The 21510-nt window shown below is 68.6% G+C and carries 22 protein-coding genes; 8 read left to right on the top strand and 14 right to left on the bottom strand.

All coding sequences use genetic code 11. From position 1 onward, the window contains the following. Nucleotides 1-55 precede the first annotated feature (55 nt). Complete coding sequence (locus tag NA12_RS13175; RefSeq protein ID WP_067449748.1) at nucleotides 56-1594, bottom strand: amino acid permease; 1539 nt, start codon at nucleotides 1592-1594, stop codon at nucleotides 56-58. Between the two features lie 217 nt (nucleotides 1595-1811). Between NA12_RS13175 and NA12_RS13170 the strand changes: the two genes are divergently transcribed. Continuing rightward, the gene (locus NA12_RS13170) at nucleotides 1812-2471 is read left to right on the top strand and encodes a TetR/AcrR family transcriptional regulator (protein ID WP_067449615.1); all 660 of its coding nucleotides are present in this window, start codon (nucleotides 1812-1814) and stop codon (nucleotides 2469-2471) included. 54 nt (nucleotides 2472-2525) lie between these two features. Here the strand turns inward: NA12_RS13170 and NA12_RS13165 are convergent, their stop codons facing one another. Continuing rightward, nucleotides 2526-3347, bottom strand: coding sequence for an alpha/beta fold hydrolase (locus NA12_RS13165; RefSeq protein ID WP_067449614.1), 822 nt, complete (start codon nucleotides 3345-3347; stop codon nucleotides 2526-2528). A 124-nt stretch (nucleotides 3348-3471) separates the two neighbouring features. On the opposite strand from NA12_RS13165, the gene NA12_RS13160 reads away from it, so the two are divergent. Then, on the top strand, nucleotides 3472-4470 hold the full coding sequence (locus NA12_RS13160) for a GlxA family transcriptional regulator (RefSeq protein WP_067449613.1): 999 nt from the start codon (nucleotides 3472-3474) through the stop codon (nucleotides 4468-4470). 6 nt (nucleotides 4471-4476) lie between these two features. On the opposite strand, the gene NA12_RS13155 is transcribed toward NA12_RS13160, so the two are convergent. The 6 genes from NA12_RS13155 to NA12_RS13130 all read right to left on the bottom strand — a co-directional run bounded on the left by NA12_RS13155 (nucleotide 4477) and on the right by NA12_RS13130 (nucleotide 8755). Further along, nucleotides 4477-5004, bottom strand: coding sequence for a hypothetical protein (locus NA12_RS13155; RefSeq protein ID WP_067449612.1), 528 nt, complete (start codon nucleotides 5002-5004; stop codon nucleotides 4477-4479). Between the two features lie 95 nt (nucleotides 5005-5099). Further along, nucleotides 5100-5897, bottom strand: coding sequence for a family 1 encapsulin nanocompartment shell protein (locus tag NA12_RS13150; protein ID WP_067449611.1), 798 nt, complete (start codon nucleotides 5895-5897; stop codon nucleotides 5100-5102). Continuing rightward, a complete protein-coding gene (locus tag NA12_RS13145; protein ID WP_067449610.1) occupies nucleotides 5898-6962 on the bottom strand; it encodes a Dyp-type peroxidase in 1065 nt (354 codons plus the stop codon). Nucleotides 6963-7038: 76 nt separating this feature from the next. Continuing rightward, complete coding sequence (locus tag NA12_RS13140; protein WP_067449609.1) at nucleotides 7039-7365, bottom strand: cupin domain-containing protein; 327 nt, start codon at nucleotides 7363-7365, stop codon at nucleotides 7039-7041. A gap of 104 nt (nucleotides 7366-7469) precedes the next feature. Further along, the gene (locus NA12_RS13135) at nucleotides 7470-7955 is read right to left on the bottom strand and encodes a dihydrofolate reductase (RefSeq protein WP_067449608.1); all 486 of its coding nucleotides are present in this window, start codon (nucleotides 7953-7955) and stop codon (nucleotides 7470-7472) included. Next, a complete protein-coding gene (locus NA12_RS13130) occupies nucleotides 7952-8755 on the bottom strand; it encodes a thymidylate synthase (protein ID WP_067449607.1) in 804 nt (267 codons plus the stop codon). Before NA12_RS13130 ends, NA12_RS13135 begins: the two co-directional genes overlap by 4 nt. Before the next feature lie 58 nt (nucleotides 8756-8813). Between NA12_RS13130 and cobF the strand changes: the two genes are divergently transcribed. Then, a complete protein-coding gene (gene cobF, locus NA12_RS13125) occupies nucleotides 8814-9572 on the top strand; it encodes a precorrin-6A synthase (deacetylating) (RefSeq protein ID WP_067449606.1) in 759 nt (252 codons plus the stop codon). Nucleotides 9573-9590: 18 nt separating this feature from the next. Beyond that, nucleotides 9591-10460 carry an Fpg/Nei family DNA glycosylase gene (locus tag NA12_RS13120; protein WP_067449605.1) on the top strand — a complete coding sequence of 290 codons (870 nt, stop codon included), beginning with the start codon at nucleotides 9591-9593 and terminating at the stop codon, nucleotides 10458-10460. Here the strand turns inward: NA12_RS13120 and NA12_RS13115 are convergent. The 3 genes from NA12_RS13115 to pdxR form a co-directional block, all read right to left on the bottom strand. Next, nucleotides 10453-11898 carry a dihydrolipoyl dehydrogenase family protein gene (locus NA12_RS13115; RefSeq protein WP_067449604.1) on the bottom strand — a complete coding sequence of 482 codons (1446 nt, stop codon included), beginning with the start codon at nucleotides 11896-11898 and terminating at the stop codon, nucleotides 10453-10455. The genes NA12_RS13120 and NA12_RS13115 overlap by 8 nt on opposite strands. Next, the gene (locus NA12_RS13110) at nucleotides 11895-12140 is read right to left on the bottom strand and encodes a DUF2630 family protein (RefSeq protein WP_067449603.1); all 246 of its coding nucleotides are present in this window, start codon (nucleotides 12138-12140) and stop codon (nucleotides 11895-11897) included. Before NA12_RS13110 ends, NA12_RS13115 begins: the two co-directional genes overlap by 4 nt. Nucleotides 12141-12266: 126 nt before the next feature. Continuing rightward, nucleotides 12267-13643 carry a MocR-like pyridoxine biosynthesis transcription factor PdxR gene (gene pdxR, locus NA12_RS13105; RefSeq protein WP_067449602.1) on the bottom strand — a complete coding sequence of 459 codons (1377 nt, stop codon included), beginning with the start codon at nucleotides 13641-13643 and terminating at the stop codon, nucleotides 12267-12269. A 79-nt stretch (nucleotides 13644-13722) separates the two neighbouring features. On the opposite strand from pdxR, the gene NA12_RS13100 reads away from it, so the two are divergent. Next, nucleotides 13723-14415: a pyridoxamine 5'-phosphate oxidase family protein gene (locus tag NA12_RS13100; protein WP_067449601.1), complete on the top strand. Its 693-nt coding sequence runs from the start codon at nucleotides 13723-13725 to the stop codon at nucleotides 14413-14415. Nucleotides 14416-14430: 15 nt separating this feature from the next. On the opposite strand, the gene NA12_RS13095 is transcribed toward NA12_RS13100, so the two are convergent. Further along, on the bottom strand, nucleotides 14431-16530 hold the full coding sequence (locus tag NA12_RS13095; protein WP_084472737.1) for a bifunctional lysylphosphatidylglycerol flippase/synthetase MprF: 2100 nt from the start codon (nucleotides 16528-16530) through the stop codon (nucleotides 14431-14433). A 132-nt stretch (nucleotides 16531-16662) separates the two neighbouring features. Between NA12_RS13095 and NA12_RS13090 the strand changes: the two genes are divergently transcribed. Both NA12_RS13090 and NA12_RS13085 read left to right on the top strand, forming a co-directional pair. Then, nucleotides 16663-17961: an alpha/beta hydrolase gene (locus NA12_RS13090; RefSeq protein ID WP_067449600.1), complete on the top strand. Its 1299-nt coding sequence runs from the start codon at nucleotides 16663-16665 to the stop codon at nucleotides 17959-17961. 44 nt (nucleotides 17962-18005) lie between these two features. Next, a complete protein-coding gene (locus tag NA12_RS13085) occupies nucleotides 18006-18701 on the top strand; it encodes a TetR/AcrR family transcriptional regulator (protein ID WP_243654733.1) in 696 nt (231 codons plus the stop codon). Here the strand turns inward: NA12_RS13085 and NA12_RS13080 are convergent. Further along, nucleotides 18650-19324, bottom strand: coding sequence for a DUF4386 family protein (locus NA12_RS13080; RefSeq protein ID WP_067449746.1), 675 nt, complete (start codon nucleotides 19322-19324; stop codon nucleotides 18650-18652). The genes NA12_RS13085 and NA12_RS13080 overlap by 52 nt on opposite strands. A 57-nt stretch (nucleotides 19325-19381) precedes the next feature. On the opposite strand from NA12_RS13080, the gene NA12_RS13075 reads away from it, so the two are divergent. Beyond that, entirely contained in the window at nucleotides 19382-20071 is a 690-nt protein-coding gene (locus tag NA12_RS13075; RefSeq protein ID WP_067449599.1) for a TetR/AcrR family transcriptional regulator, read from the top strand. Here the strand turns inward: NA12_RS13075 and NA12_RS13070 are convergent, their stop codons facing one another. Continuing rightward, complete coding sequence (locus NA12_RS13070; protein WP_067449598.1) at nucleotides 20072-21466, bottom strand: hypothetical protein; 1395 nt, start codon at nucleotides 21464-21466, stop codon at nucleotides 20072-20074. It lies immediately after the preceding gene. Nucleotides 21467-21510: the final 44 nt, after the last annotated feature.

Here is a 21510-nt window from a genome sequence, read left to right as displayed (position 1 = left end):
CTCCTGTGTCGGGGGCGCTGGAGTTCACGGGGGCTGGTGTGCGGATCCGCTCGGATCAGGGCGTGGCGGGGGCTGGTTCGGTGGTGGGGGTTGCTGGTTTAGGCGGTGCTACTACCGTGCGGTAGACGATGGCGCCGGTGGTGAGGATCACCGCTACCGAGAGGGGGCCTGCCCAGAGTTGCCACCAGCTGCCGCCTGCGGGGGTGTAGACCTCGGGGCGGGGCCAGGCGAGGTTGATGACCATGGCGATGCCCCAGATGACGGCTACGGCGTTGATCGGGATGCCGGCGCGGCCGAGATGGAACAGGGTCTTGTCCTCAGGGGCGGGCAGGCCCTGGATGCGGCGCAGCAGCAGGGGCACGGTGACCAGCAGGTAGGCCAGGTACAGGCTGACGATGCAGACGCTGGCCAGGGTGGCGAAGATGGCGGGGTTGCCGAGGTTGAGGACCAGCAGGCCGATGCCGAGGGCGCCGATCACGACGGCGGGCCACACGGGGGTGCCGAAGCGGGGGTGCACGGTGGACAGGGCCTTGGCGAAGGGCAGTTTGCCGTCGCGGGCCATCGAGAACATCAGGCGTGAGCCCGCGGTCTGGATGGCGAGGGTGCACACGATCACCGCGACCGCGACACAGCCGAGCAGCACCGAGCCGGCGGGACTGTTCAGCTTGGCGGTGATGACGTAAGCCAGTCCGCCGGTGGACAATTCGCCGTCGGACAGGCTCGGTGCCGCCATCAGCGCGCCGAGCAGCATGAGGCCGCCGCCCAGTGCCGATGCCGCCAGCGCGAGCAGGATGGTGCGGGGCGCGACCTTGCGCGGATTCTTGGTCTCCTCGGAAAGCTCACCGGCGGAATCGAAGCCGACCATCACGTAGGCGGCCATCAGGCCCGAGACCAGGAACGCCGCCCAGTAGGGGCCGGGGGAAGCCTGGTCGGTCTGGAACACCACGTCGGGGCCGCGCTCGGTATTGGCGAAGAACAGGGCGATGATCGCCAGCACGCCGACGATCTCGACGGTGACGCCGATCGAATTGATCTTCGACATCAGATCGATGCCGATCACGTTCACGGTGGTGGTGACGACGAGCAACACGCTGCCGAGCAGCACCGCGTTCATCGCGCCGTCGTGGGAGGTGAGGGCGGTGTCGGTGCCGATGAGCTGGAACCCACTCCAGATCGAGGGCAGCACCACCTGGAGCGCGATGGCGGCCGCGGCGGCGGTCACGACCTGCGCGATCACCATCATCCAACCGGCGAACCAGCCGATCAGCCCGCCGGCCAGGCGGCGCGACCACTGATAGATACAGCCGGAGATCGGGTATCTGGCGGCGAGCTCGGCGAAGTTCAGCGCGACCAGGAACTGGCCCGCGAAAACCAGTGGCCAGGTCCAGAAGAAGGCGGCGCCGCCGAACGAATAGCCGAAGCCGAAGAACTGGAAGATCGTGGTGAGGATGGAGACGAACGAGAAACCTGCCGCGAAGGACGCGTAACGCCCCAGTTTGCGGTGCAGGACCGGCTGATAGCCGAAAGCTGCCAGATCGGCGCTGTCGCGACCGAGTTCAGGTGGGGCGGCGGGGGATTCGAATGTCGTGGCCATGTCGGTGTCCTTCAGCGGTGCGGCCAATATCTATCAGTCGATAGTTTTGCGCGCGCGATCGCTCGAACGGTGTCGTGCGTGTATCGACTGGGCACCGCGCGGTAACTTCTGCGTTGCCTGAGTTTCTGTCAAATGACAGAAATTCGACCGTCGGGTGATCACGTCGGTGAGCTGCCCGCCGCGGCGCAGGTCGTGGCCCGATGACAGAATCTGCGGTGTGGCGAATCTCGGTCCCGGGCGTCCCCGGCTGGAACAGCGGCGCAGACAGGGAACTACACCGCGCGCGGAGATCCTCGACGCGGCGGCGGAGCTGTTCACCACCAAGGGCTACGCCAACACCTCGACCCGGGCGGTCGCCGACGCGGTCGGCATCCGGCAGGCATCGCTGTATCACCACTTCGCGGCCAAGGACGACATCCTCGACGCACTGCTGGCCGAAACAGTGGCGGGACCGGTCGAACTGGCGCAGCGGATGATGGGCGAACCGGAGGACGCGGCGACGCAGCTGTACGCGCTGGCACTGTTCGACGTGCGCCAATTGCGGACGGCGCGATGGAATCTGGGCGCGCTGTACCTGCTGCCGGAGTTGCGCACGGAACGCTTCGTGGCGTTTCGGCGCCGACGTGACGAACTGCGCGCGCACTACGAACGACTCACCGTCGAATCGGCAGCCGCCGCCGGTGCCGGCGAGGACGCGCGGATTCTGCCGTTCCGGCTGGTCGAGACGGTGATCGCGATTCGGTACGACGAGGGTGCGGCGGGCGTGGACACCGAGCGCGTCATCCCCGACGCGGTGCTGCGCATCGTCGGCTACCAGGGCGGGATGGGTGCGGTGCGAGCAGCGGCCGCCGAGCTACTCGCCCGGTTGAGCGAGTAGCTCCCACCTGAGGCGCCGGCGCGGCACCCGAGCAGGGCGCCGCGCCGGAATACCTCAACTCCGGATGAATGCCAGGACGTCCTCGATGAGCTCCTGCTGGTAGGCGCCGAAGATGCCGTGCGGTGCACCCGGGTACACCTTGAGCGTTCCGTTCTGGACCAGCTCGATCGACTTCAGCGCCGCGTTCGCGATCGGCACGATCTGGTCGTCGTCGCCGTGTGCGATGAAGACCGGCACCCGCAGGGCCTTCAGATCCTCGGTGAAGTCGGTCGCGGAGAACGCGGCGACGCACTCGTAGGCGGCCTGGATGCCCGCGAGCATGCCCTGGCGCCAGAAGTCGTCCTGCGCGCCCTTGGAGACCACGGCGCCGTCGCGGTTGAAGCCGAAGAACGAGGGGGCGAGGTCCTGATAGAAGGCGGAGCGGTCATTGAGCACGCCGGCGCGGATGTTGTCGAACACCTCGATCGGAAGTCCGTCGGGGTAGGCCTCGGTGGCGACCATGATCGGCGGTACCGCGCCGATGGTGACGACCTTGGCGACCCGGTCCCCACCGTGCTGGGCGGCGTAGCGCACCACCTCACCGCCGCCGGTGGAGTGCCCGATCACGATGACGTCGCGCAGGTCGAGCGACTCGATCAGCTCGGCGAGATCGCGCGCGTAGGTGTCCATGTCGTTGCCCTGCCACGGCTGCGAGGAGCGGCCGTGACCGCGGCGGTCGTGGGCGATGACGCGGTAGCCCGCGTCGGCGAAGGTCTTGCGCTCCAGCGCCCACGCGTCCGAGCTCAGCGGCCAGCCATGGCTGAAGACGACAGGTTGTCCGGTGCCCCAATCGGAGAAGTAGATCTCGGTGCCGTCGGAGGTGGTGAAGTAGGGCATTGCGCTGTGCTCCCGTCGGAAAGCGGATGAGTAGGTTGCCCATAGTTGTCGAGCTCCGGTGCGCTGTCGCCCACCGGAACGGCCGAAGATCCAGCCCTTTAGGCCACATATTAGATTGAACGCCATGTCAACACCCCGCAATCGCCTACGCCACAGCGCGTCCAGTGGTACACGGCGTATCGGGTTTCTCCTGTTCGACGGGGTGAAAGCGCTCGACTACGTCGGTCCGGCGGAGGTCTTCGTCGAGGCGAATCAGTTCGCCGACGCCTACGAGATCGTGCTGATCTCACCCACCGGCGCACCCGTGCACAGTTCGGTGGGCCAGGGAGTTGCTGTGATGACCTCGGCGGCGGATTCGCCACTGCTCGACACGCTCGTGGTGCCGGGCAGCGACGTGCGTCCCTCGGTGTTCGTGCGTCCCGATCTGGTCGAGGCCGCCCGCCTCCTCGCCGCGCGCAGCCGCCGGGTCGTTTCCATTTGCAGTGGCGCCTTCGTGCTGGCCGAACTGGGAATGCTGGACGGCCGGAGCGCGACGACACACTGGAAGTTCACCGCCGAACTCGCCCGCCGGTATCCCCGGGTAGACGTGCAGGCGGACCGGATCTTCGTGCGGGACAACGACATCGCGACCTCGGCCGGAGTCGCGGCGGGCATCGACCTCGCGCTGGCCTTGGTGGCCGACGATCTGGGCGGCGATATCGCTCGCCAGGTCGCTCAGGGCCTGCTGGTCTATCTGCAGCGTTCCGGCGGGCAGACCCAGTTCTCGACGCCGTTGCGCGCCGTCGCCCTGCCGCCCGGTCCGGTGCGGGTGATCACCGACTTGATCGCCAGTGATCCCGCCGCGCGGCACAGCGTGGGGGACCTCGCGCGACACGTCAATGTGAGCGTGCGTCACCTCACCCGTCTGTTCACCGAGGAGACCGGGCTCGGCCCGGCCGAGTACGCGGCGAACGTGCGCTTCGACCTCGCCCGGGCCGAGCTCGAAGCCGGCAGTTCGGTGAGCCGGGCGGCCTCCGGCGCGGGATTCGCCAGCGCCGAGGCACTACGCCGGGCATTCGTCGCGCGCCTCGGGGTGCCGCCCTCGGACTACCGGCGCAGATTCGAATCCGAGGCGAGTGCGTAGCGGGTCTCAGCGAGCGGTCGGCGGCGCGATCTGCCAGTGCTGGTTGAGCGCGCCCGCGATCTCGGGCAGCACGGTGATCGGGATTCGCTTGGCACGCAGCATCTCCCGGATCTCGCTCACCTGTTCGCGCTTGCGCATGTCGTAGGCGCCCGCGACGGGCCGGATCACCGGCGGGATGGACAGCAGCACCAGCTCGTCGGCCGACTCGCCGCGCAGATCGAGCGCCAGTGCCCAGCGGGCGTGCTCGTCGAGGGTGAAGCGGCCCGCGACGACACGGTCCCACGGCACCGTCGACGAGCGGAACGGGGTCCGCGCGTAGATCGCGTGCTCGTGCAGCTCGATGACATCACGGACGAACAGCCCCACACCCACCGCGAGCCCACCGATCGCCCCGGCCAGCAGCCCGGTGATCGCCCGGTTCACCCCGAACATCGCCAGGAACAACCCGACGACGCCCGTGGTGACCAGCACTGCGATCGCGCAGTAGAACAGGCTCCGCCCGGTGGGCACCACACCGGCACGCACGACCGACATGCGACCCTCCCTCTCCAGCTCGCCGGGCCCGATGCTCGCGCCGATCGGCGAATCACGATTCGTGGCTCACCCTAGCGGTGCGCACCGCCACGGACTCACGACCCGAGCGATACCGCTGCCTCGGAGGTCTCCACGAGGAAGGTGAAGGTCTCCTGGAAGTACAGCTGCACGGTCTCGGCGTCGTGGCTGAGGTAGCCGATCGACAGGTCCTGACCCAGCGCGAGCTCGAAGTCGCCGCCGCGGGTGGTGAGCGCGAAACCGCCGGAAATCGCGGGCGCCCAGATGATCTCACCCTCGATCAGCCGCTCGATGTGGGTCCGGATCGGGTGACCGTGGTCGGAGGTCTCACTGATCTGGGTGTACAGCTCGGCGCTGAGCACCACCGAGTACGGGCCCTGCACGCCGGCCAGCCGCAGGCCGGTGAGGGCGTGCGAGATGGCATCGGGAATGTCGACGACATTGCTCGGGAGGGCGACGGGGGAGTTCGAGGCGGCGTCGCGGATGCCGGTGATGCCCGCACCCTTGTAACCCTCGAAGATCGCGCGGTCTTCGGCGAAGGCGATCTTCTGCGCGGCGTCCTTGAGACTGTCGAAGTCGGCGTCGCCCGCTCCGCGTTCGATGTCGTCTAGTTCGGAGCGTTGCAAACTGAACGGCACCCGCAGCTCGATGACCGGTTGGATCACGCGCTGGCGGGCCTGCACGCCGTCGGTGGGTGAGGCGATCGAGGTGACCCGGCCGAGGTTGCGGGCGGAGTAGTCGAAACCGTGCGGTCCCGATACGTCGACCACCCGGCGGCCCGCGATATTGCGCTTGAACGTGCGGGTCGCCTCCTCTTCGATCTGCGACCAGGCTTCGCTGGTGATCGGCGCGAGTTCGCGATGCAGGTTGTTCATTCAGATACTCCTTTTCATCGTGCCGATGGCGAGGGAACCGTCCGAGCGAGCGGTCGCCGTCGCGTCGCCACGTTCGACGGGGACGATTTCCGGCAGTGTCGCCGGCTCGATCTCGATGGCCGATGTATCCGAAGCGTCCGGTGCGTCGGGCAGGTCATCGAGGAAATCCACAGTGGGAGTGAAGAAGAGCGTGCCGGTCACGGCGGAGGAGAAGTCGAGGATGCGGTCGTGGGCCGCCTCGTCGGTGCCGAGGAACATTCGTTCGAGCATGCGTTCGGTAACGCTCGGGGTGGCGGCGTAGGCCACGTAGTAGGTGCCGAACTCGCCGGTGCCGATGGTGCCGAACGGCATGTTGGCGCGCACGATCTGGCGTTCGGTGCCGTCGGGGTCGATGATGGTGTTCACCGCGACGTGCGAGTCGGCGGGTTTCACATCGTCGGGCAGTTCGTAGTCGGCGAGCTTGGTTCGCCCGATCACCCGCTCCTGCTCCTCGATCGACAGCGCGTTCCACCGGTCGAGCGGGTGGGTGTACTTCTGCACGATCACGTAGCTACCGCCGGTGAACTCGGGGTCCTCGTCGCCGATCAGCGCTGCCGAGGCCGCGCCGGGGCCTTCGGGGTTCTCGGTGCCGTCGACGAAGCCGAGCAGGTCACGCTGCTCGAAATAGCGGAAGCCGACCGTCTCGTCGACGATGGTCGCCGCGCCTTTCAGGCGCGCGCCGATGACCATGGCGAGTTCGAAGCACGGACCCTGGGTCTCGCCCCTGATGTGGAAGAACAGGTCGCCGGGGGTGGCCGGTGCGCTGTGGATCGGGCCGTGATAACCCGGGAACTCGTGCAGCTCAGCGGGTTTCGGGCCGACGAAGAGCCGATCCCAGGCCGCCGAGCCGATCGAGGTGATGCAGCTCAATCCTTCACCGGGTACCCGAAATCCGATCGAACGGCGCAAACCGGAGATGTCGGCCAAGAGGTCGCGGACCGCGGATTCGCCACCGGAGTCGATGGTGGCGACGAGGAAGATCGCGGACGGCGTGAGTGGATCGATGATCGGTTGTGGCTCACCCATGGCGTCCACAGTACGGCTCCGCGCCGACAGGTTCGATCGACACCTGGGGTGTCAAGCGATTCGGGCGATCAACCTGCTATTTCGCGACGGTCAGCAAGAATGTGACGTTGTCGACGGCTTTGACACTGTGCCGGGCACGCGGCACCACGAGCAGATCGCCCGCCGAGCCCTTCCACTCATCGGTGCCCGCGATCAGCACCAGCGTGCCGGAGAGCACCTGGATGGTGGCGTCGCCCGCATTGTCGTGCTCGGCCAGGCTCTGACCCTCGGTGAGCGCGACGACCGTCTGTCGCAGCGCGTGGGTGTGGCCGCCGATCAGGGTTTGCGAACTCCGGCCGCTCGTCGACGTCGCCGCCAGCTTGAGCTGTTGACGGGCCACGGCGGTCAGCGATTTCTTGTCCATGGATCAGGCCTTTCGCAGGCATCTCGCGGGCGGGTCTTGCGAGGAGTATGCCCGACGGCGCCCACGGGTTCGGGCGTTTTGCCGCGACCGTTAGCGGTGTGTTGTCAGCCGCGAGTGTAGTGGCGAATGCGGTAGCGCAGACCGGTTTTCGAGGTCAGCCACGGCGCCTCGTCCGCGTGCCATTCCGGGCCGATGACCGGGGCGAACGCATCGCCTGCCACGGTGGTGTCGACCTCGGTGACCAGCAGTGTCGTGGCCGACGGCAGCGCGGCGCGGTAGATCTCGCCGCCGCCCGCGACCCAGGTGTCGGACTCGCCGGTCATCGTCAGCGCGTCGGGTACGGACGCGGCGCGTTCGGCGCCGTCGGCAGCCCAATCGGTCTGGCGAGTGACTACGATATTGCGGCGGCCCGACAGCGGGCGAAAGCTCGCGGGCAGCGAATCCCAGGTCCGTCTGCCCATGATCACCGGGTGCCCCATGGTGGTGTCGCGGAAGTTCGCCATGTCCTCGGGCACCCGCCAGGGAATGGTGTTGTCGACGCCGATCACCCGGTTGTTCGCCTGCGCCCAGATCAGGCCGATCCGCCTCACACCGCCACCGGCGCCTTGATGCCGGGGTGATGTTCGTAGTCCGACAGTTCGATGTCGGAGTAGACGTAGTCGAACAGGCTCGTCGCCGGGCGCAGACGCAGGGTCGGGAACGGGAAGGGCTCGCGGGTGAGCTGCTCGCGGACCTGGTCGACGTGGTTGTCGTAGATGTGCACATCGCCGCCGGTCCAGATGAACTCGCCCGGCTCCAGTTCGGTCTGCTGGGCGACCATCAGCGTGAGCAGGGCGTAGCTGGCGATATTGAACGGCACCCCGAGGAACAGGTCGGCGCTGCGCTGATACAGCTGGCAGGACAGCTTGCCGTCGGCGACATAGAACTGGAAGAAGGCGTGGCAGGGGGCGAGCGCCATCTTGTCCAGGTCGGCCACATTCCAGGCCGAGACGATCATCCGGCGCGAATCCGGGTCGGTGCGCAGGGTGTGGAGCACTTGGGCGATCTGGTCGATGTGGGTGCCGTCCGGGGTGGGCCACGAGCGCCACTGCACGCCGTAGACGGGGCCGAGCTCACCCTTGTCATCGGCCCATTCGTCCCAGATCGTCACGCCGTGTTCGCGCAGCCAGGAGACGTTGGAGTCGCCGCGCAGGAACCACAGCAGTTCGTAGGCGATGGACTTCATGTGGACCCGCTTGGTGGTGATCAGCGGGAAGGACTCGGCCAGGTCGTAGCGCAGTTGGTGACCGAAGATGCTGCGGGTGCCGGTGCCGGTGCGATCGGCCTTGGGCGTGCCTCGCTCCAGAACGTGCCGGAGCAGATCCTCGTACTGGGTATCAGGGGTGGCCACGTCTGGCGATCCTACGGGGGTCGGCTCGGCGGCCCGGCACCTGGCAAGCTCTTCGGCTATGCGCAAGCTCTACGTGATCGGCATCGGCGCCGGCGACCCCGACCAGGTGACGATCCAGGCGATCAAGGCCATGCGAAAGGCGGAGGCCTTCTTCGTGATCGGCAAGGGCGCCGAGAAACAGGAACTCGTCGATGTGCGGACCACGATCCTGGCCGAACACGTGGACACCCCGCATCGGATCATCGAGATCGCCGATCCACCGCGTGAGCGCACTCCCGCTGACTACGCCGGGGTGGTCGTGGACTGGCACGAACGCCGGTCCGAACTTCTCGAAACCGCTTTCGACCAGGTGGACGGCGTCGGCGCGATCCTCGTCTGGGGGGATCCGGCGCTCTACGACAGCACCCTGCGGATGGTCGAGCACGTGCTGGCGCGGGGTCGCGCGAGCTTCGATTACGAGGTGATTCCCGGCGTCACCAGCATCGCCGCGCTGGCCGCCCGGCACCGGATGGTGCTGCACCGGATCGGGGAGCCCGTGCACGTCACGACCGGGCGCAGACTGCGTGAGGAAGGGCTCGGGCCGGGGTCGACCGTGGTGATGCTGGATGGTGAATGCTCGTTCACCGAGGTGCGCGGCGACGATATCCACATCTGGTGGGGCGCCTACCTGGGCATGCCCGACGAAATCCTGATCGAAGGATCGCTGCGCGAGGTCGAAAGCCGCATCGTGGCCCGCCGCGCGGAACTGCGCGCGGAAAAAGGCTGGATCATGGATGTCTATTTGCTGCGCGATGGATCCCGCGCCGACGCGCGATGAATAGCTAAACTGGCAACCGTGCCCGAACTGCCGGAAATCGAGGCGTTGGCGCAGTTCCTTCGGGATCATGCCGTCGGCGCTGTGGTCGGCCGTGTGGACGTGGCGGCCCTGAGTGCGGTGAAGACCTTCGACCCACCGGTCACCGCGTTGTCCGGCCGCGATGTCACCGGTGCGGGGCGGTGGGGGAAATTCCTCGGAATGGATTGTGGCGGACTGTGGTTGATCACCCATTTGTCGCGCGGTGGCTGGTTGCGCTGGGTTGATGAGCCGAATCCGCTGCCGCCGAAGCCGGGTGGGAAGAGCCCGCTGGCGCTGCGCGTGCATTTCTTCACTCCCGAGGGCGCGACGCCCGCGATCGACCTGACCGAGGCGGGGACGAAGAAGCGGCTGGCGGTGTACGTCGTCGAGGATCCGTTGGTGGTGCCGGGCATCGCGCGGCTCGGACCCGACGCGCTCGCGCTCACCGAGGACGAATTCGACGCGTTGCTGAAAAGTACTTCGCAGCGGATCAAGACCGCGATCGTGGATCAGACGCTGATCGCCGGAATCGGCAACGCCTATTCCGACGAGATCCTGCACACCGCGAAGATCTCCCCGTTCGCGAACACCAGAACCATGTCGGCGGAGAAGGTTTCGCGGTTGTACACCGCGATGCGCACGGTGCTGCTCGACGCGGTCGACCGCTCGGTGGGCCAAGACGCGGCCCGGTTGAAGGGCGAGAAGCGCTCGGGTATGCGGGTGCACGCCAGAACCGGGCAGGCGTGCCCGGTCTGTGGTGACACCGTGCGTGAGGTGTCCTACGCGGAGCGGTCGTTCCAGTACTGCGCCACCTGCCAGACCGACGGCAAGGTGCTCGCCGACCGACGGATGTCGCGGCTGCTCAAATAGTCTTCTCGCGCCACGCTTCCAACAGCCGGAGCCAGAATTCGCTGACGGCCGGAAAGGCGGGCACCGCGTGCCACAGCGTGTCCAGCGGTACCCGTCCCACCACCGCGATGGTGGCCGCGTGCAGCTGCTCGCCCATATCGGGGCCGACGAAGGTGGCGCCGAGCAGGCGGTCGGCGGCGGTGTCGATGACGAGTTTCGCGCGGCCGTGGAAGTCGTCGCGCGAGAGCGCCGAACCCGCGACGGCGATCTCGAGCTCGACGGTGTCCACCGCGTATCCGGCCGTGCGCGCCTGGTGTTCGGTGATCCCGACGGAGGCGAGTTCCGGTGCGGTGTAGACGACTTGGGGTACCTGTTGATGGTCGGCGCTCGCGGTGAAACGGGTGCCGTCGAGCGGCCTGCTCTCCGCGCGCGCGGCGATCACATCGCCGCACACCCTGGCCTGGTACTTGCCCATATGCGTCAGTGCCACCCGATGATTCACGTCGCCGACGGCGTAGAGCCACTCGCCGGGCACCGCCCGCACGGTCAGCTGGTCGTCGACGTCGAGGTAACCGGCGGGCAGCCCCACCGCGTCGAGGCCGAGATTCGAGGTGGCGGGGGTGCGGCCGGTGGCGACGACGAGTTCGTCGACCTCGAGTTCGCCGTCGTCGAGTACCAGGGTGACCGGACCGCCGTGCAGGCGTCCGACTCCGGTGTCCTCGGGATCGCGGCGCGAGACCAGCACCGGTTCGGTATGGAACCGCACCTCGACGCTCGCGCGCTCGCGCAAGCCCCGCAACACCAGCTCCGAGGCGAACGACTCGCTGCGCGGCAGCAGGCGGTCGCCCCGCACCAGCAGGGTCACTTCCTGGGCGCCGAGTTCGGCCAGCCAGGTGGCCGTTTCACATGCGACGACACCGCCGCCGATGATCGCGACCCGGCGCGGGACGATGGTTAGGTTGGTGGCGTCGCGCGAGGTCCACGGCAACGCCTCGCGCACGCCGGGAATGTCCGGGATGGTGGCGGCGGTGCCGGTCGCCACCACGACGGCGTGCCGGGCACGCAAGAGCCGCACGCCGTCGCCGGTGTCGACCTCGACGAGTCGTTCGCCGACCAGCCGCCCCGCGCCGCGGACGGGTTCGACGCCCGCTGTCCTCGCCCACTCGACCTGGGAACTGTCGTCGCGATCGTGCACGAACCCATCGCGACGGGCGAGGACCTCGGCGACCTGGGGGCCGCTCGCGCGCACTCCTGCCATCGCCTCGCCGAGGCCGAGCACGGCGCCGGGGCGCAGCAATGCCTTGCTGGGGATGCAGGCCCAATAGCTGCATTCGCCGCCGAACAGTTCCCGTTCGACGAGGGCGGCGGTGCGGTCGCTGCCCGCGATGGCGTAGGCGGCCGCGTTCTCACCCGCCGGGCCCGCGCCGATGACGATCACGTCGTATTCGGCGTCGGTCACTGCAGGTAGCCCTCGACCTCATGGGGGGAACGCAGCCCGGTTTCCTCGGGGGATTCGCCGGAGCCGCTGCGGGCGCGCCGCTGCCGCAGCAGATCCCATGCCTGATCGAGCATCACTTCCAGTTCGGCCAGCTGCTTGCGTTCGGCTACCGGGTCGATCTCGCCCGCCGTGGCCTTGGCTCGCAGGGCGTGCTCATCGTCGACCAGTTGTTTGATCCGCGCCAGAATGTCCTGATCGGTCATGCGCTCTCACCCACTTCGATAGTCGGAGGGTAATGCCGGGTCCTGGTCCATGCTACGACCGCGACAGCCCGGTGGGCGGCTGCGCGGGAGCTCGCAGTGGCGATCGAGCGGATCGGTGCCGGTCGGCTACTGTCGGCACGCTTCGGCCAGGCAGTCGGCCGCGATGGGCACGGCTCGGGCGAGGTCGACGCTGTTGAGCGCGGTGTAGCCGATGGCGACACCGAAGTGGTGTGGTTCGCCGAGGTGGTGGCGGGCAAGGCCGTCGAGCAGGACGCCGCGGGCACGGGCGGCGTCGACGGCCCCGCGTTCGGCGTCGGGGCCGGGAAGTTCGACCACCACGTGCGAACCCGCGTAGTCACCGATGACGGGCAGGCCGCGGCGGGCGAGTTCGTCGACGACCAGGGCGCGACGCGGTGGCACGACCCGGCGGAGTCGGCGCAGATGCCGGGACAGGTCGCCGTGGCGGGCGAATTCGCTGAGGATCTGTTGCCCGGCGGGGCTCGGTGAACTGCCGATCTCGGCGCGATGGGCGAGCACGGCGTCGGTGATGTCGGGGCGGGCGACGAGCCAGCCGACGCCGAGGGTGGTGGCGATGATCTTGCTGGTGGTGCCGAGGTGGACGACAACGTCGGGCGCCATGGCCGCCAGTAGCGGCAATGGCGCTGTGTCATAGCGCAGTTCGCCGTCGTAGTCGTCCTCGATGATGAACGTGCCTGTGCTTCTGGCGAATTCGATGAGCTCGACCCGGCGCGCCGCGGGCATCATCGCGCCGAGCGGGAACTGGTGCGCCGGTGTGCAATACACCGCGCGAACCCCGGCGGGAAGCAGATCCACGCGCAGACCACCCGCATCGACGGGTACCGGGACAACCTCGATGCCGACTGCCCGCAATGCTCCGACGGCGCGCAGGTAGCCCGGGTCCTCGATGGCGACGGTGTCGCCGGGACGAAGCAGCGCGGTGGCGAGCTCACCCACCGCGGCGCTGGTACCGGCGGTGGCCAGCACCACCGATCCCGCGCCGGCCGCCAGACCTCGATGGCGCAGGAGATGATCGGCGACCGCCGCCAGGAAATCGGGTTCGCCCGCGCGATTCTTGCGGGCCTCCGGTGCCTGATCGCCCGCCGCGCGCCAGGCGCGGCGCCAGGCCGCGGGGTCGATCGCCTCGGCGCACGGTGCGCCCGGACCGAGATCGAGCAGGCCCGCGTCGGGATCGACGCCGAGGTCGACCCCGGTGGCCGGTGGTGCGGCGGCGGGGGCGGTGCTGAGGTAGGTGCCGGAGCCGTGCCTGCCGGTCAGCCAGCCTTCGGCGTGCAGCTGGTCGTAGGCGCCCGCCACCACGGCCCGGCTCACCCCGAGTCGCTGTGCGAGGGCGCGCGAGGACGGCAACCGATCGCCGATGCGCAACACCCGCCCGGTCGCCGCGACGCGCAGAGCGTCGGCCACCTGCACCGACAGCGGTTCCGGGGCGGTGCGGTCGAGCGGAATCGGAAGATCGTCGAGCATCGTCCACCTCGAATTGGCCTATTGATATTGTTGGTGATTGGACCTTTGTGCAGTCCACTTGTTCGGCGAAGCTCAGTGTATGAGCACGCACGATGACAACCGCAACCCCCTGTCACCGACCCCGCGCACCACGCTGACGCGCGCCAAGGAACGCGGCGCCACCGACCGCGCGGCACTGGACGCGGTGCTCGACGCGGGTGTGGTCTGCCACCTCGCGGTGCCACTCGGCGGATCGCCGGTGGCCCTGCCCACCATCTACGGTCGCGTCGGCGACACGCTGTACCTGCACGGATCCACGGGCGCGGGCAATCTGCGCGCCGCGATCGACACCGATATCTGTCTCACGGTGACCCACGTCGACGGGCTGGTGTACGCGCGCTCGGCGATGCACTTCTCGATGAACTACCGCTGCGCGGTGATCCGGGGCAGGGCGGTGCTGGTCACCGACGGAGCCGAGCGCGACACCGCGCTGCGGGCGATCGTCGAGCAGGCGGCGCCCGGCGCCTGGGATCGGGTTCGCCCGCCCAACCGCAAGGAGATGGCGGCGACGATGGTGCTCGCGCTCGACCTCGCCGAGGCGTCGGTGAAGGTGCGCTCGGGCGGCCCGAACGATGACGAGGGCGACATCGCGACCGGCGGTGTGTGGGCGGGGGTGGTGCCGCTGCGGCAGGTATGGGGCGAGCCGATCCCGGCCGACGATCTCGAACCGGGCATCGATGTGCCCGCTGACGTGCTCGCCCTGGTCGCGCCGACCGCGGTGCCGGTGAGCTGAGATCCGTTGGTGCTACTACCCGGACGCCCCGAGTGCCATCAGGTCCTTGGCCGACACCTCGGGCAGGTATGCCTTCGTCAGGGCGATGCCGATGCGGGGCAGGTCGGCCTCGTCTCGATAGCACAGGTACACCGGCTCGTGGCGGGGCTGGAACTTGGCCTTGAACGAATGCAGTGACCGGAAGCCGTAATACGGCTCCATCGCGGCGCCGAGCCCTTCGAGCAGTCGATCGATCGGCTCGGCGCCGTCGGTACTCGCACTGCGTGCCAGCGGCGCGCCCGAGAGCGAAACAAGCTCGGCGCCTTCGGTTTTGAACGCCTGGCAGGACGAGGCGATGAGGAATTCCACCACCGGCCGGAATCCGTCGGGGCGCCTGCGCATCACGTCGAGGGTCCAGCCGCGGATCTCGTCGCCGGGACCGTACACGGGCAGCCACGAGGTGACCCCGTGCACGGTGCCCGAGGCATCGACGGCCAGCCCGACCCGCACGGCCGGATCGAGTGCCTCCTCCACACCGCCGAGCGTGAATCCCATTTCGGGCAAACCCTTTTCGCCCACCCACTCCTCGGAGATGGCCCGAACCTGGGCGATCAGCGCGAACGGCTCGTCGGCCAGCTCGACGAGCCGGAACTCGATGCCCTCCTTGTTCGCCCGGTTGATCGCGGACCGGATATCCTGCCACGCTTTGCCTTTGAACTCGAGCTGCGGCAGATCGACGATGGTGTCCTCGGCGATCTGCACACTGCGCCAACCGAGTTCGCCTGCGATATCGGCGACCGCCTCGGTGGTGGAGAACAGGCACGGAATGAGGCCGGCGGCTTCACAGCGATCGGTGAACCCGGCGATGGTGGCGGGGAGCAGTTCGGCCGGGCCGATCGGATCGGTGAGCACGACAATGGTGCCCGCGTGGCGCTGATAGGCGACGCAGCGTTCGCCGTCGGCGGCGAACCAGTATTTGTTCTCCGGCCAGGTGGTCATCCATGACATGGTGCTGCCGCCGTAGCGGGCGAGCAACGCGCGCAGCGCTTTTCCCGGATCGGTACCGCTGAGCGCACCGTCGGTGATCTTGCGGCGGACGGGTACCCGGAACGCGCCGCGACCGCCGTAGAGCAGCGCCACCTCGACCGCCCACAGCAGGCCGGTGCCGACCGTCACCGCACCGGTGGTCTCGTAGTCGGTGCCGATGGCCACGCCGAGCAGCACCAGCGTGAACACCACGTGCAGCAGGCCGTAGACGAGGGTGCCCCACCACGCCCAGCGCCTGCCTTTGCGCAACTGCTCGGCCACCACCGTGATCACGACCACGGTCAGGATCGTGCTCCACAGCGAGCCGCGTTCGTTCTCGGTGGGGCCGAGCAGGCTGTTGCTGGGAAAGAAGTACACCGCCACCGAGGCCGTCGCGATCACCAGCAGCCCGATGAAGGCCAGCATGCGGACCTCGCGTCGGGTGCGTGGCCAGAAGCCGTGTTCGGTACGGCTGAACAGCTTTTCGCCCACGGGCAGCCACACGGCGATGGCGAGCAGATGCATGAGATCGGCGAAGGTGGATTCGAACAGGAACGTGAGCGCCACGTGGGCGCTCAGCACGGCGCGCACCCGCAGGCGCCACGGCGAACGCAGGGTCGCCGAGACAGCGGCCAACGCCGAGAACGTGGCCGTGGTGAAGCCGACATCGCGAACCTCGGAAAGCCGGTCGGCCCAATCGAGATGGGTGTGGGCCAGCAGTCCGACCGTCACCGCCGCGCCGAGGATGCCGATCAGCTGGCCGGACAGGCAGACCAGCGCGGTGCGCAGGGTGCCCAGTCGCCACTCCGCCCAGCCGACTCCGGCCGCGAAAATGACAACCATGCAGCAGTATTGGAACGGGGTGAGTCCGAAGAACGAGCCCGACAGCGGCGTCCACCATCTGCCCTCGGTGAGCGGGGGCCAGCCGTAAGCGATATCGGGGAACCAGGAACGCTCGTCGAGTCTGCGCCAGAGCCCACCGCTCGCGATGCCGAGGATCACGACCACGCCGAGGAAGCCGAGGGTGAACGGCATCCGGCGGATCACGGTGTGCGCCATGGTGACGCCGCGTGAGATAGCCGGTTCGGTGGCAGCCGCGCTGTCGTTCATAGAACCACCCTTTGCTGCGAGTGCGCCGCACCGGCACGGTGACGTCGTCTGTGTACCGTATGTCATCGCGTCCATATCAGGACCGCGATGCGCGCGCTGGGACAGTCGAAGTGGCATCTGTGGAGGTCAGAGATGACGCGAATCACGGATCTGTCGTTGCTCACCGGATGGTTGCCGGTGGCGTCGGCGGTGCTGGGCGCCGTGGGTGCGGTCTGGTTGCTGCTGCCGCGCGCACGCCGATATGTGACCACGACCATGCCGATCGTGCTGCTGACCGCGACGGTGCTGACCGTGGCGCTGTACCTGGTGGTCGAGGAGATATGGCGGCCGTTCCCCGATCCGATCGCCGTGTCGGTCTACGTGCTGATCGGGATCGCGCTGGCCGCAGTGCTGCTGGTGGTGCCGCGGATTCTGGTGCGCAAGACGGTGTTGACCGGCGTGGTGACGGTGTTCGCGGCGCTGGCGGTGCTGGTCGCGGTGGGGGTGCGGATCAATCTCGAGTACGCGTCGTACCCGACGGTGGGAGCGGCGCTCGGGATCGAACACCTCGACCGCGTCGACGCCGCCGAGCTGACCCGGCGCGAGCAGGTGATCAGCGCGCGTCCGCTGGAGCCGGCCTGGCACCCGCCCGACGGATTGCCCGACCACGGGCGGGTACTGACCGCGGCGATCCCGCCGACCGCGTCCGGATTCACCGCACGCGATGCCCAGATCTATCTGCCGCCCGCCTATTTCGCCGATCCGCGGCCGCTGCTGCCGGTGCTGGTGTTGCTTGCCGGTGAGCCGGGCGCGCCGCAGGACTGGTTCGTGGGTGGGCGGCTGGCCCAGACCATGGATTCCTTCGCCCGCGCGCACAACGGGCTCGCGCCGGTCGTCGTGGTGGCCGACGGGACAGGCTCCCAGCTGGCGAATCCGCTGTGTCTGGACTCGAAGCTCGGCAATGTCGCCACCTACCTGGCCGTCGACGTACCGAACTGGACGCGGGCGACGCTGCAGATCGACCCGGATCCGCGTTCCTGGGCGGTGGGTGGACTCTCCTACGGCGGCACCTGCGCACTGCAACTTGCCACCAATTATCCCGCGGTCTATCCCACCTTCCTTGACATGTCCGGTCAGGACGAGCCGACGCTGGGCGACCGTCAGCGCACGGTCGATGCCGCGTTCGGTGGGGACACCGCGGCGCTGCTGCGGGTCGATCCGCTCGAACTGCTGCGAACGCGGACGTATCCGGACTCCGCCGGTGCGTTCGTGGTCGGCGCCGACGACGCGATGTATCGACCGCAGGTGGAGCGGATGTACGAGGCGGCGCGGGAGGCGGGGATGGACGTGCGATTGCGGATTCTGCCCGGTGGACACAACTTCGCGCTGTGGGAGCGCGGGCTGCGTGATCAGCTGCCGTGGCTGGCCACCCGGCTCGGCCTGACACCCTGATCAGTGAAGGATTCCGCGGGCCGCCGCGCGGTACAGTTCGACGCATGTCCGAGGCGGAAAACCCAGGTGGGGGCGTCGGTGACGGGGTACTCGCCGAGCAGCGGGCGATCGACGCCGCGCTCGCCGTCCTCGACTCGGACGGCGCGCGGGCCCTGTCCGTCGGCGCGGTGGCGCGACGGCTCGGGGTCGCCCCGGACGCCGTACGCACCCGCTTCGGTGGGGCGGACGGCCTCGAACGGGCGGTGATCGAGAGCGTGCTGTCGACGGTGGCGCTCGGTCCGCTCACCGATGACGGTGTGGAGTGGACCGCGGCGGTGATCCAGTTCGCGCTCGGTATGCGCGGTCGGCTCTTCGAGCACCCCGCGGTCGCGGAGCTGATCATGGCGGGGCCGATGGACAGTCCGTCGGCCGACGGACCGGTGGCGCGTGCGATGACCGAGTCGCTGTTCGTCTGCCTCGCCCGCGGCGGCCTACCGGCGCCCATCCGGGCGCGGGGGGTGTACGCGGTGTTGGTGCACGTGTTCGGTTCGATCGCGCTCGACGTGGCCGAAACCGACGGAAGACCGCCGTTGCCTGGAGAATCCGAGCGGATCGCGGCCCGTCGCGCGGCACTGAGCGAGCTGGATCCGACCCGGTGGCCGCGCACTGTCGCGCACTTGACGGAGATCGCCGCCTGGACCTCCGTCGATCAGTTCGTCTGGGGGCTTCGCGTGCTGCTCGTCGGGATGACCGCGACCTGAGGCGCGAACGCGCCGCGACCGAGCAGCGCGGCGAAGGCCACCAGCCACCCGCTCCACAGCAGGTAGCCGAGGAAGTTGACGATGGCGGCGGGCTCCAGTCCGAGCGGGATGACGACGCCGGCGGCGATGGCGGCGGCGCTGGTGTAGCCGAGCGCGGCGAACCAGCGCGGAGTGCGCAGGGCCGCGATGACCAGTGCGGTCCAGATCGCGGTGAGGGCGTACCCGGCGGTTTCGCCGAGGAGCGTGCCGAGCAGGGTGTGCTGTCGTTCGAAGGTGTCCGCGTCGGTCAGGGTGGGGACCAGCAGCGGCCAGCGCAGCAGGCCGATCGTTTGCACCACAGCGGCGGCGATGCCCACGCGCACCGCCCAGCGCATCGTGGGGGAGTCGTCCAGGCGGCCGATCAGGATCGACACCGGGACGAAAGCGCAGGCCGCGGCCGCGAGCAGGGTGAACAGCGTGACGATCGTGGGCTGGTCGGCCCGGAATCGGGCGAGGATCTCGGTGGCGGGCAATTGCAGGACGTCGGGATAGTCGAATGCCATCCCGAGACCGACGAAGGCGAGGTTCATCAGAATCGGGGCGCTGATCAGCAGCGTGATGGTGGCCCATGGCTTGTTTCGCATGATGATCCATTCTGGCTGTACGGAGTACAGGTAGCTGTACGGGGTACAGTTCACCGCATGTCCAAGGCGAAGTCAACAGGTGCGGGTGCGTCGCGTCCGGCTCGGCGCTCGTTCACCGAGGAGCAGGTGGTCGATATCGCGCTGCGACTGCTCGATGAGGGCGGGGCCGGGGCGCTGTCGATCCGCGCGGTGGCGAGCGCCCTCGGGGTGAATCCCAACGCGGTGTACACCTATGTGGCGAGCCGGGCCGATCTGGAGCGGGCGGTGATCGAGCGCGTGCTCTCGGCGGTCGCCCTCGAACCCCTGCGCAGTGGTGACGTGGAGTGGGCCGACGCGGTGATCGGGTTCGCGCTCGGTCTGCGCGCGCAACTGTTCGCGCATCCGGCGGTCGCGATGTTGATGATGTCGGGGCCGATGGACGGACCGGCGGCCAGTGACGTCGGCGAGGCGATGTTCGGGTGTCTGGCCAGGGGCGGGCTGTCGGAAGCGCAGCAGGCGCACGGCGTGTACGCGGTGATCGTGCAGGTCCTGGGCGCGATCGCGCTCACCGTCGCCGAGACCGACGCGAAGCCGCCGCTCACCCCGGAATCCGAGCGGATCGCGCAACGTCGGGAAGGGCTGGCCCTGCTCGACGTCGATCGCTGGCCACGCACCGCGGCACAGGTGGACGCGATGGCGGCGTGGAACTCCGAGGATCAGTTCGTCTGGGGGTTGCGCGCCCTGCTCACCGGGATCGCCGCCGGCTGACTACCAGGGGCGGGGCGTTAAATCCAGTGCCGCGCAAGCCTTGTCGATGGCAACGGGCAGCGAGTCGTTGTCGGTGGTGAGGCCGATCAGGGCGAGGGTGTAGGTCTCGCCGAGTTGGGACAGGTAGCCCTCGAGCTGGGTGCGCGGGAAGGTGGCGATGCCGTGGTGGATCGCCCGGGCGGCCACGCGGGTGCAGTCGTGCGGGCCGATTCTTCGCACGGCGTCGGGCATGGATCCGATATTGGAGCACAGGATGTCTCGCTCGCCCGCGCCCTTGCTGAGGGCGTAGGCCCATCGGTCGGGGATGACCTGGAGGATCTCCTCCGGCAGGTCGGCGGGGCTGGACATCCGGCGCAGATAGGCGGATCTGGCTTTGTCGCGGATGGTCGCGGGAGTGTCGGTGGGGTGGACAACGATCTCGGTCATCGCGAGATCGTTGTCGACTCGGGGTTCGTCGCGGGTGTCGACGGGCAAGCTCGCGGTGATCGTCGGGTTCGGGAAACCGTTCTGCCACAGGATGTTCGCGACCAGGTGAATGAACAGGCTGTTCGGGGTCGCGTCGAGGGCGCTCGCGGTGGTGTCCCACTGGGCGGCATCGAAGGTCAGCAGCAGTGGGCGTAGGTGTCGGTCGCCGGTCGCCGCGAAACTCGGGCCGCCGGATGCTGATCCGCGTGGTCCGTGGTCTGTGGTGTGGCGTGCCTGCCGCCGGGTCGGCCTTCGAGCGAGCGCGCGGGCGGTGCCGCCGACGATGGTGACCCATTGGGAGACCGCATCCGACCACTCCGAAGCAGGTGCAGGGCACTGTGTTTCGCTGATCGTCGGTAAGACGGTGCGCGGTGGCCGGGCGTCCTCCGGTCCCACCGTTGTCTCGTGCGCCGGATCGAGAGATCGCAGGGCGACCGTGACGGCGTGGATCAGGCCGCGGGCGTCGGCCAGGACGTGCGAACAGGTCAGCGCGACAACGGTTCCACCGTCCTCGAGGCGGGCGGCGGACAGCCGCCAGCCGGGCGCGAACTCCGGGTCGAGATCGGCGCCGAGGTTGTCGGCCCACGGCAGGATCGCGTGGGCGGCGAGCGGCCCGACGACCCGGTCGGGATCGACGGGGGTGGGGACGATCGGCCTCGTCGGCCAGTCGGTTTCGGTGGCACCGACGTTCGGGAGGAGATCGAGGGGGTGGGCGCTGGTGTTGGGCCGCCAGGCTCGGCGCGCGCCGGGAACCCGGGCGCTGACGACCCTGCGGCCGAGCCGACCCAGGCGCAAGCGATCGTGAATCGCTCGCAGAAGCGCGGGTTCCATCGCGTCAGGGGTGCGCCACAGACCCTGTAGCGCGATGGGCGTGCCCATCGCGCGGTGGGTCCGCAGGAAGATCTCGTCGACGACTGTGAGGTGGTCCATCTCCTCTGACCATACGGCCACGGAGCCCTTGTGTGAAGATATGA

The sequence above is a fragment of the Nocardia alba NBRC 108234 genome, from assembly GCF_001612665.1.
GTDB classification, from domain to species: domain Bacteria; phylum Actinomycetota; class Actinomycetes; order Mycobacteriales; family Mycobacteriaceae; genus Nocardia; species Nocardia alba.
Note: the sequence above shows the minus strand (reverse complement) of the source record. Positions and strands in the feature narration are given on the sequence as shown.

Bases quoted from the DNA above. Each gene is read 5' to 3' on its own strand.
- NA12_RS13095 (WP_084472737.1), bottom strand. From the start codon at position 16,530: ATGAACGACAGCGCGGCTGCCACCGAACCGGCTATCTCACGCGGCGTC.
- NA12_RS13145 (WP_067449610.1), bottom strand. From the start codon at position 6,962: ATGGGTGAGCCACAACCGATCATCGATCCACTCACGCCGTCCGCGATC.
- cobF (WP_067449606.1), top strand. From the start codon at position 8,814: ATGCGCAAGCTCTACGTGATCGGCATCGGCGCCGGCGACCCCGACCAG.
- NA12_RS13165 (WP_067449614.1), bottom strand. From the start codon at position 3,347: ATGCCCTACTTCACCACCTCCGACGGCACCGAGATCTACTTCTCCGAT.
- NA12_RS13155 (WP_067449612.1), bottom strand. From the start codon at position 5,004: ATGTCGGTCGTGCGTGCCGGTGTGGTGCCCACCGGGCGGAGCCTGTTC.
- NA12_RS13100 (WP_067449601.1), top strand. From the start codon at position 13,723: ATGAGCACGCACGATGACAACCGCAACCCCCTGTCACCGACCCCGCGC.
- NA12_RS13160 (WP_067449613.1), top strand. From the start codon at position 3,472: ATGTCAACACCCCGCAATCGCCTACGCCACAGCGCGTCCAGTGGTACA.
- NA12_RS13150 (WP_067449611.1), bottom strand. From the start codon at position 5,897: ATGAACAACCTGCATCGCGAACTCGCGCCGATCACCAGCGAAGCCTGG.
- NA12_RS13110 (WP_067449603.1), bottom strand. From the start codon at position 12,140: ATGACCGATCAGGACATTCTGGCGCGGATCAAACAACTGGTCGACGAT.
- NA12_RS13085 (WP_243654733.1), top strand. From the start codon at position 18,006: ATGTCCGAGGCGGAAAACCCAGGTGGGGGCGTCGGTGACGGGGTACTC.
- pdxR (WP_067449602.1), bottom strand. From the start codon at position 13,643: ATGCTCGACGATCTTCCGATTCCGCTCGACCGCACCGCCCCGGAACCG.
- NA12_RS13080 (WP_067449746.1), bottom strand. From the start codon at position 19,324: ATGCGAAACAAGCCATGGGCCACCATCACGCTGCTGATCAGCGCCCCG.
- NA12_RS13140 (WP_067449609.1), bottom strand. From the start codon at position 7,365: ATGGACAAGAAATCGCTGACCGCCGTGGCCCGTCAACAGCTCAAGCTG.
- NA12_RS13175 (WP_067449748.1), bottom strand. From the start codon at position 1,594: ATGGCCACGACATTCGAATCCCCCGCCGCCCCACCTGAACTCGGTCGC.
- NA12_RS13075 (WP_067449599.1), top strand. From the start codon at position 19,382: ATGTCCAAGGCGAAGTCAACAGGTGCGGGTGCGTCGCGTCCGGCTCGG.
- NA12_RS13090 (WP_067449600.1), top strand. From the start codon at position 16,663: ATGACGCGAATCACGGATCTGTCGTTGCTCACCGGATGGTTGCCGGTG.
- NA12_RS13070 (WP_067449598.1), bottom strand. From the start codon at position 21,466: ATGGACCACCTCACAGTCGTCGACGAGATCTTCCTGCGGACCCACCGC.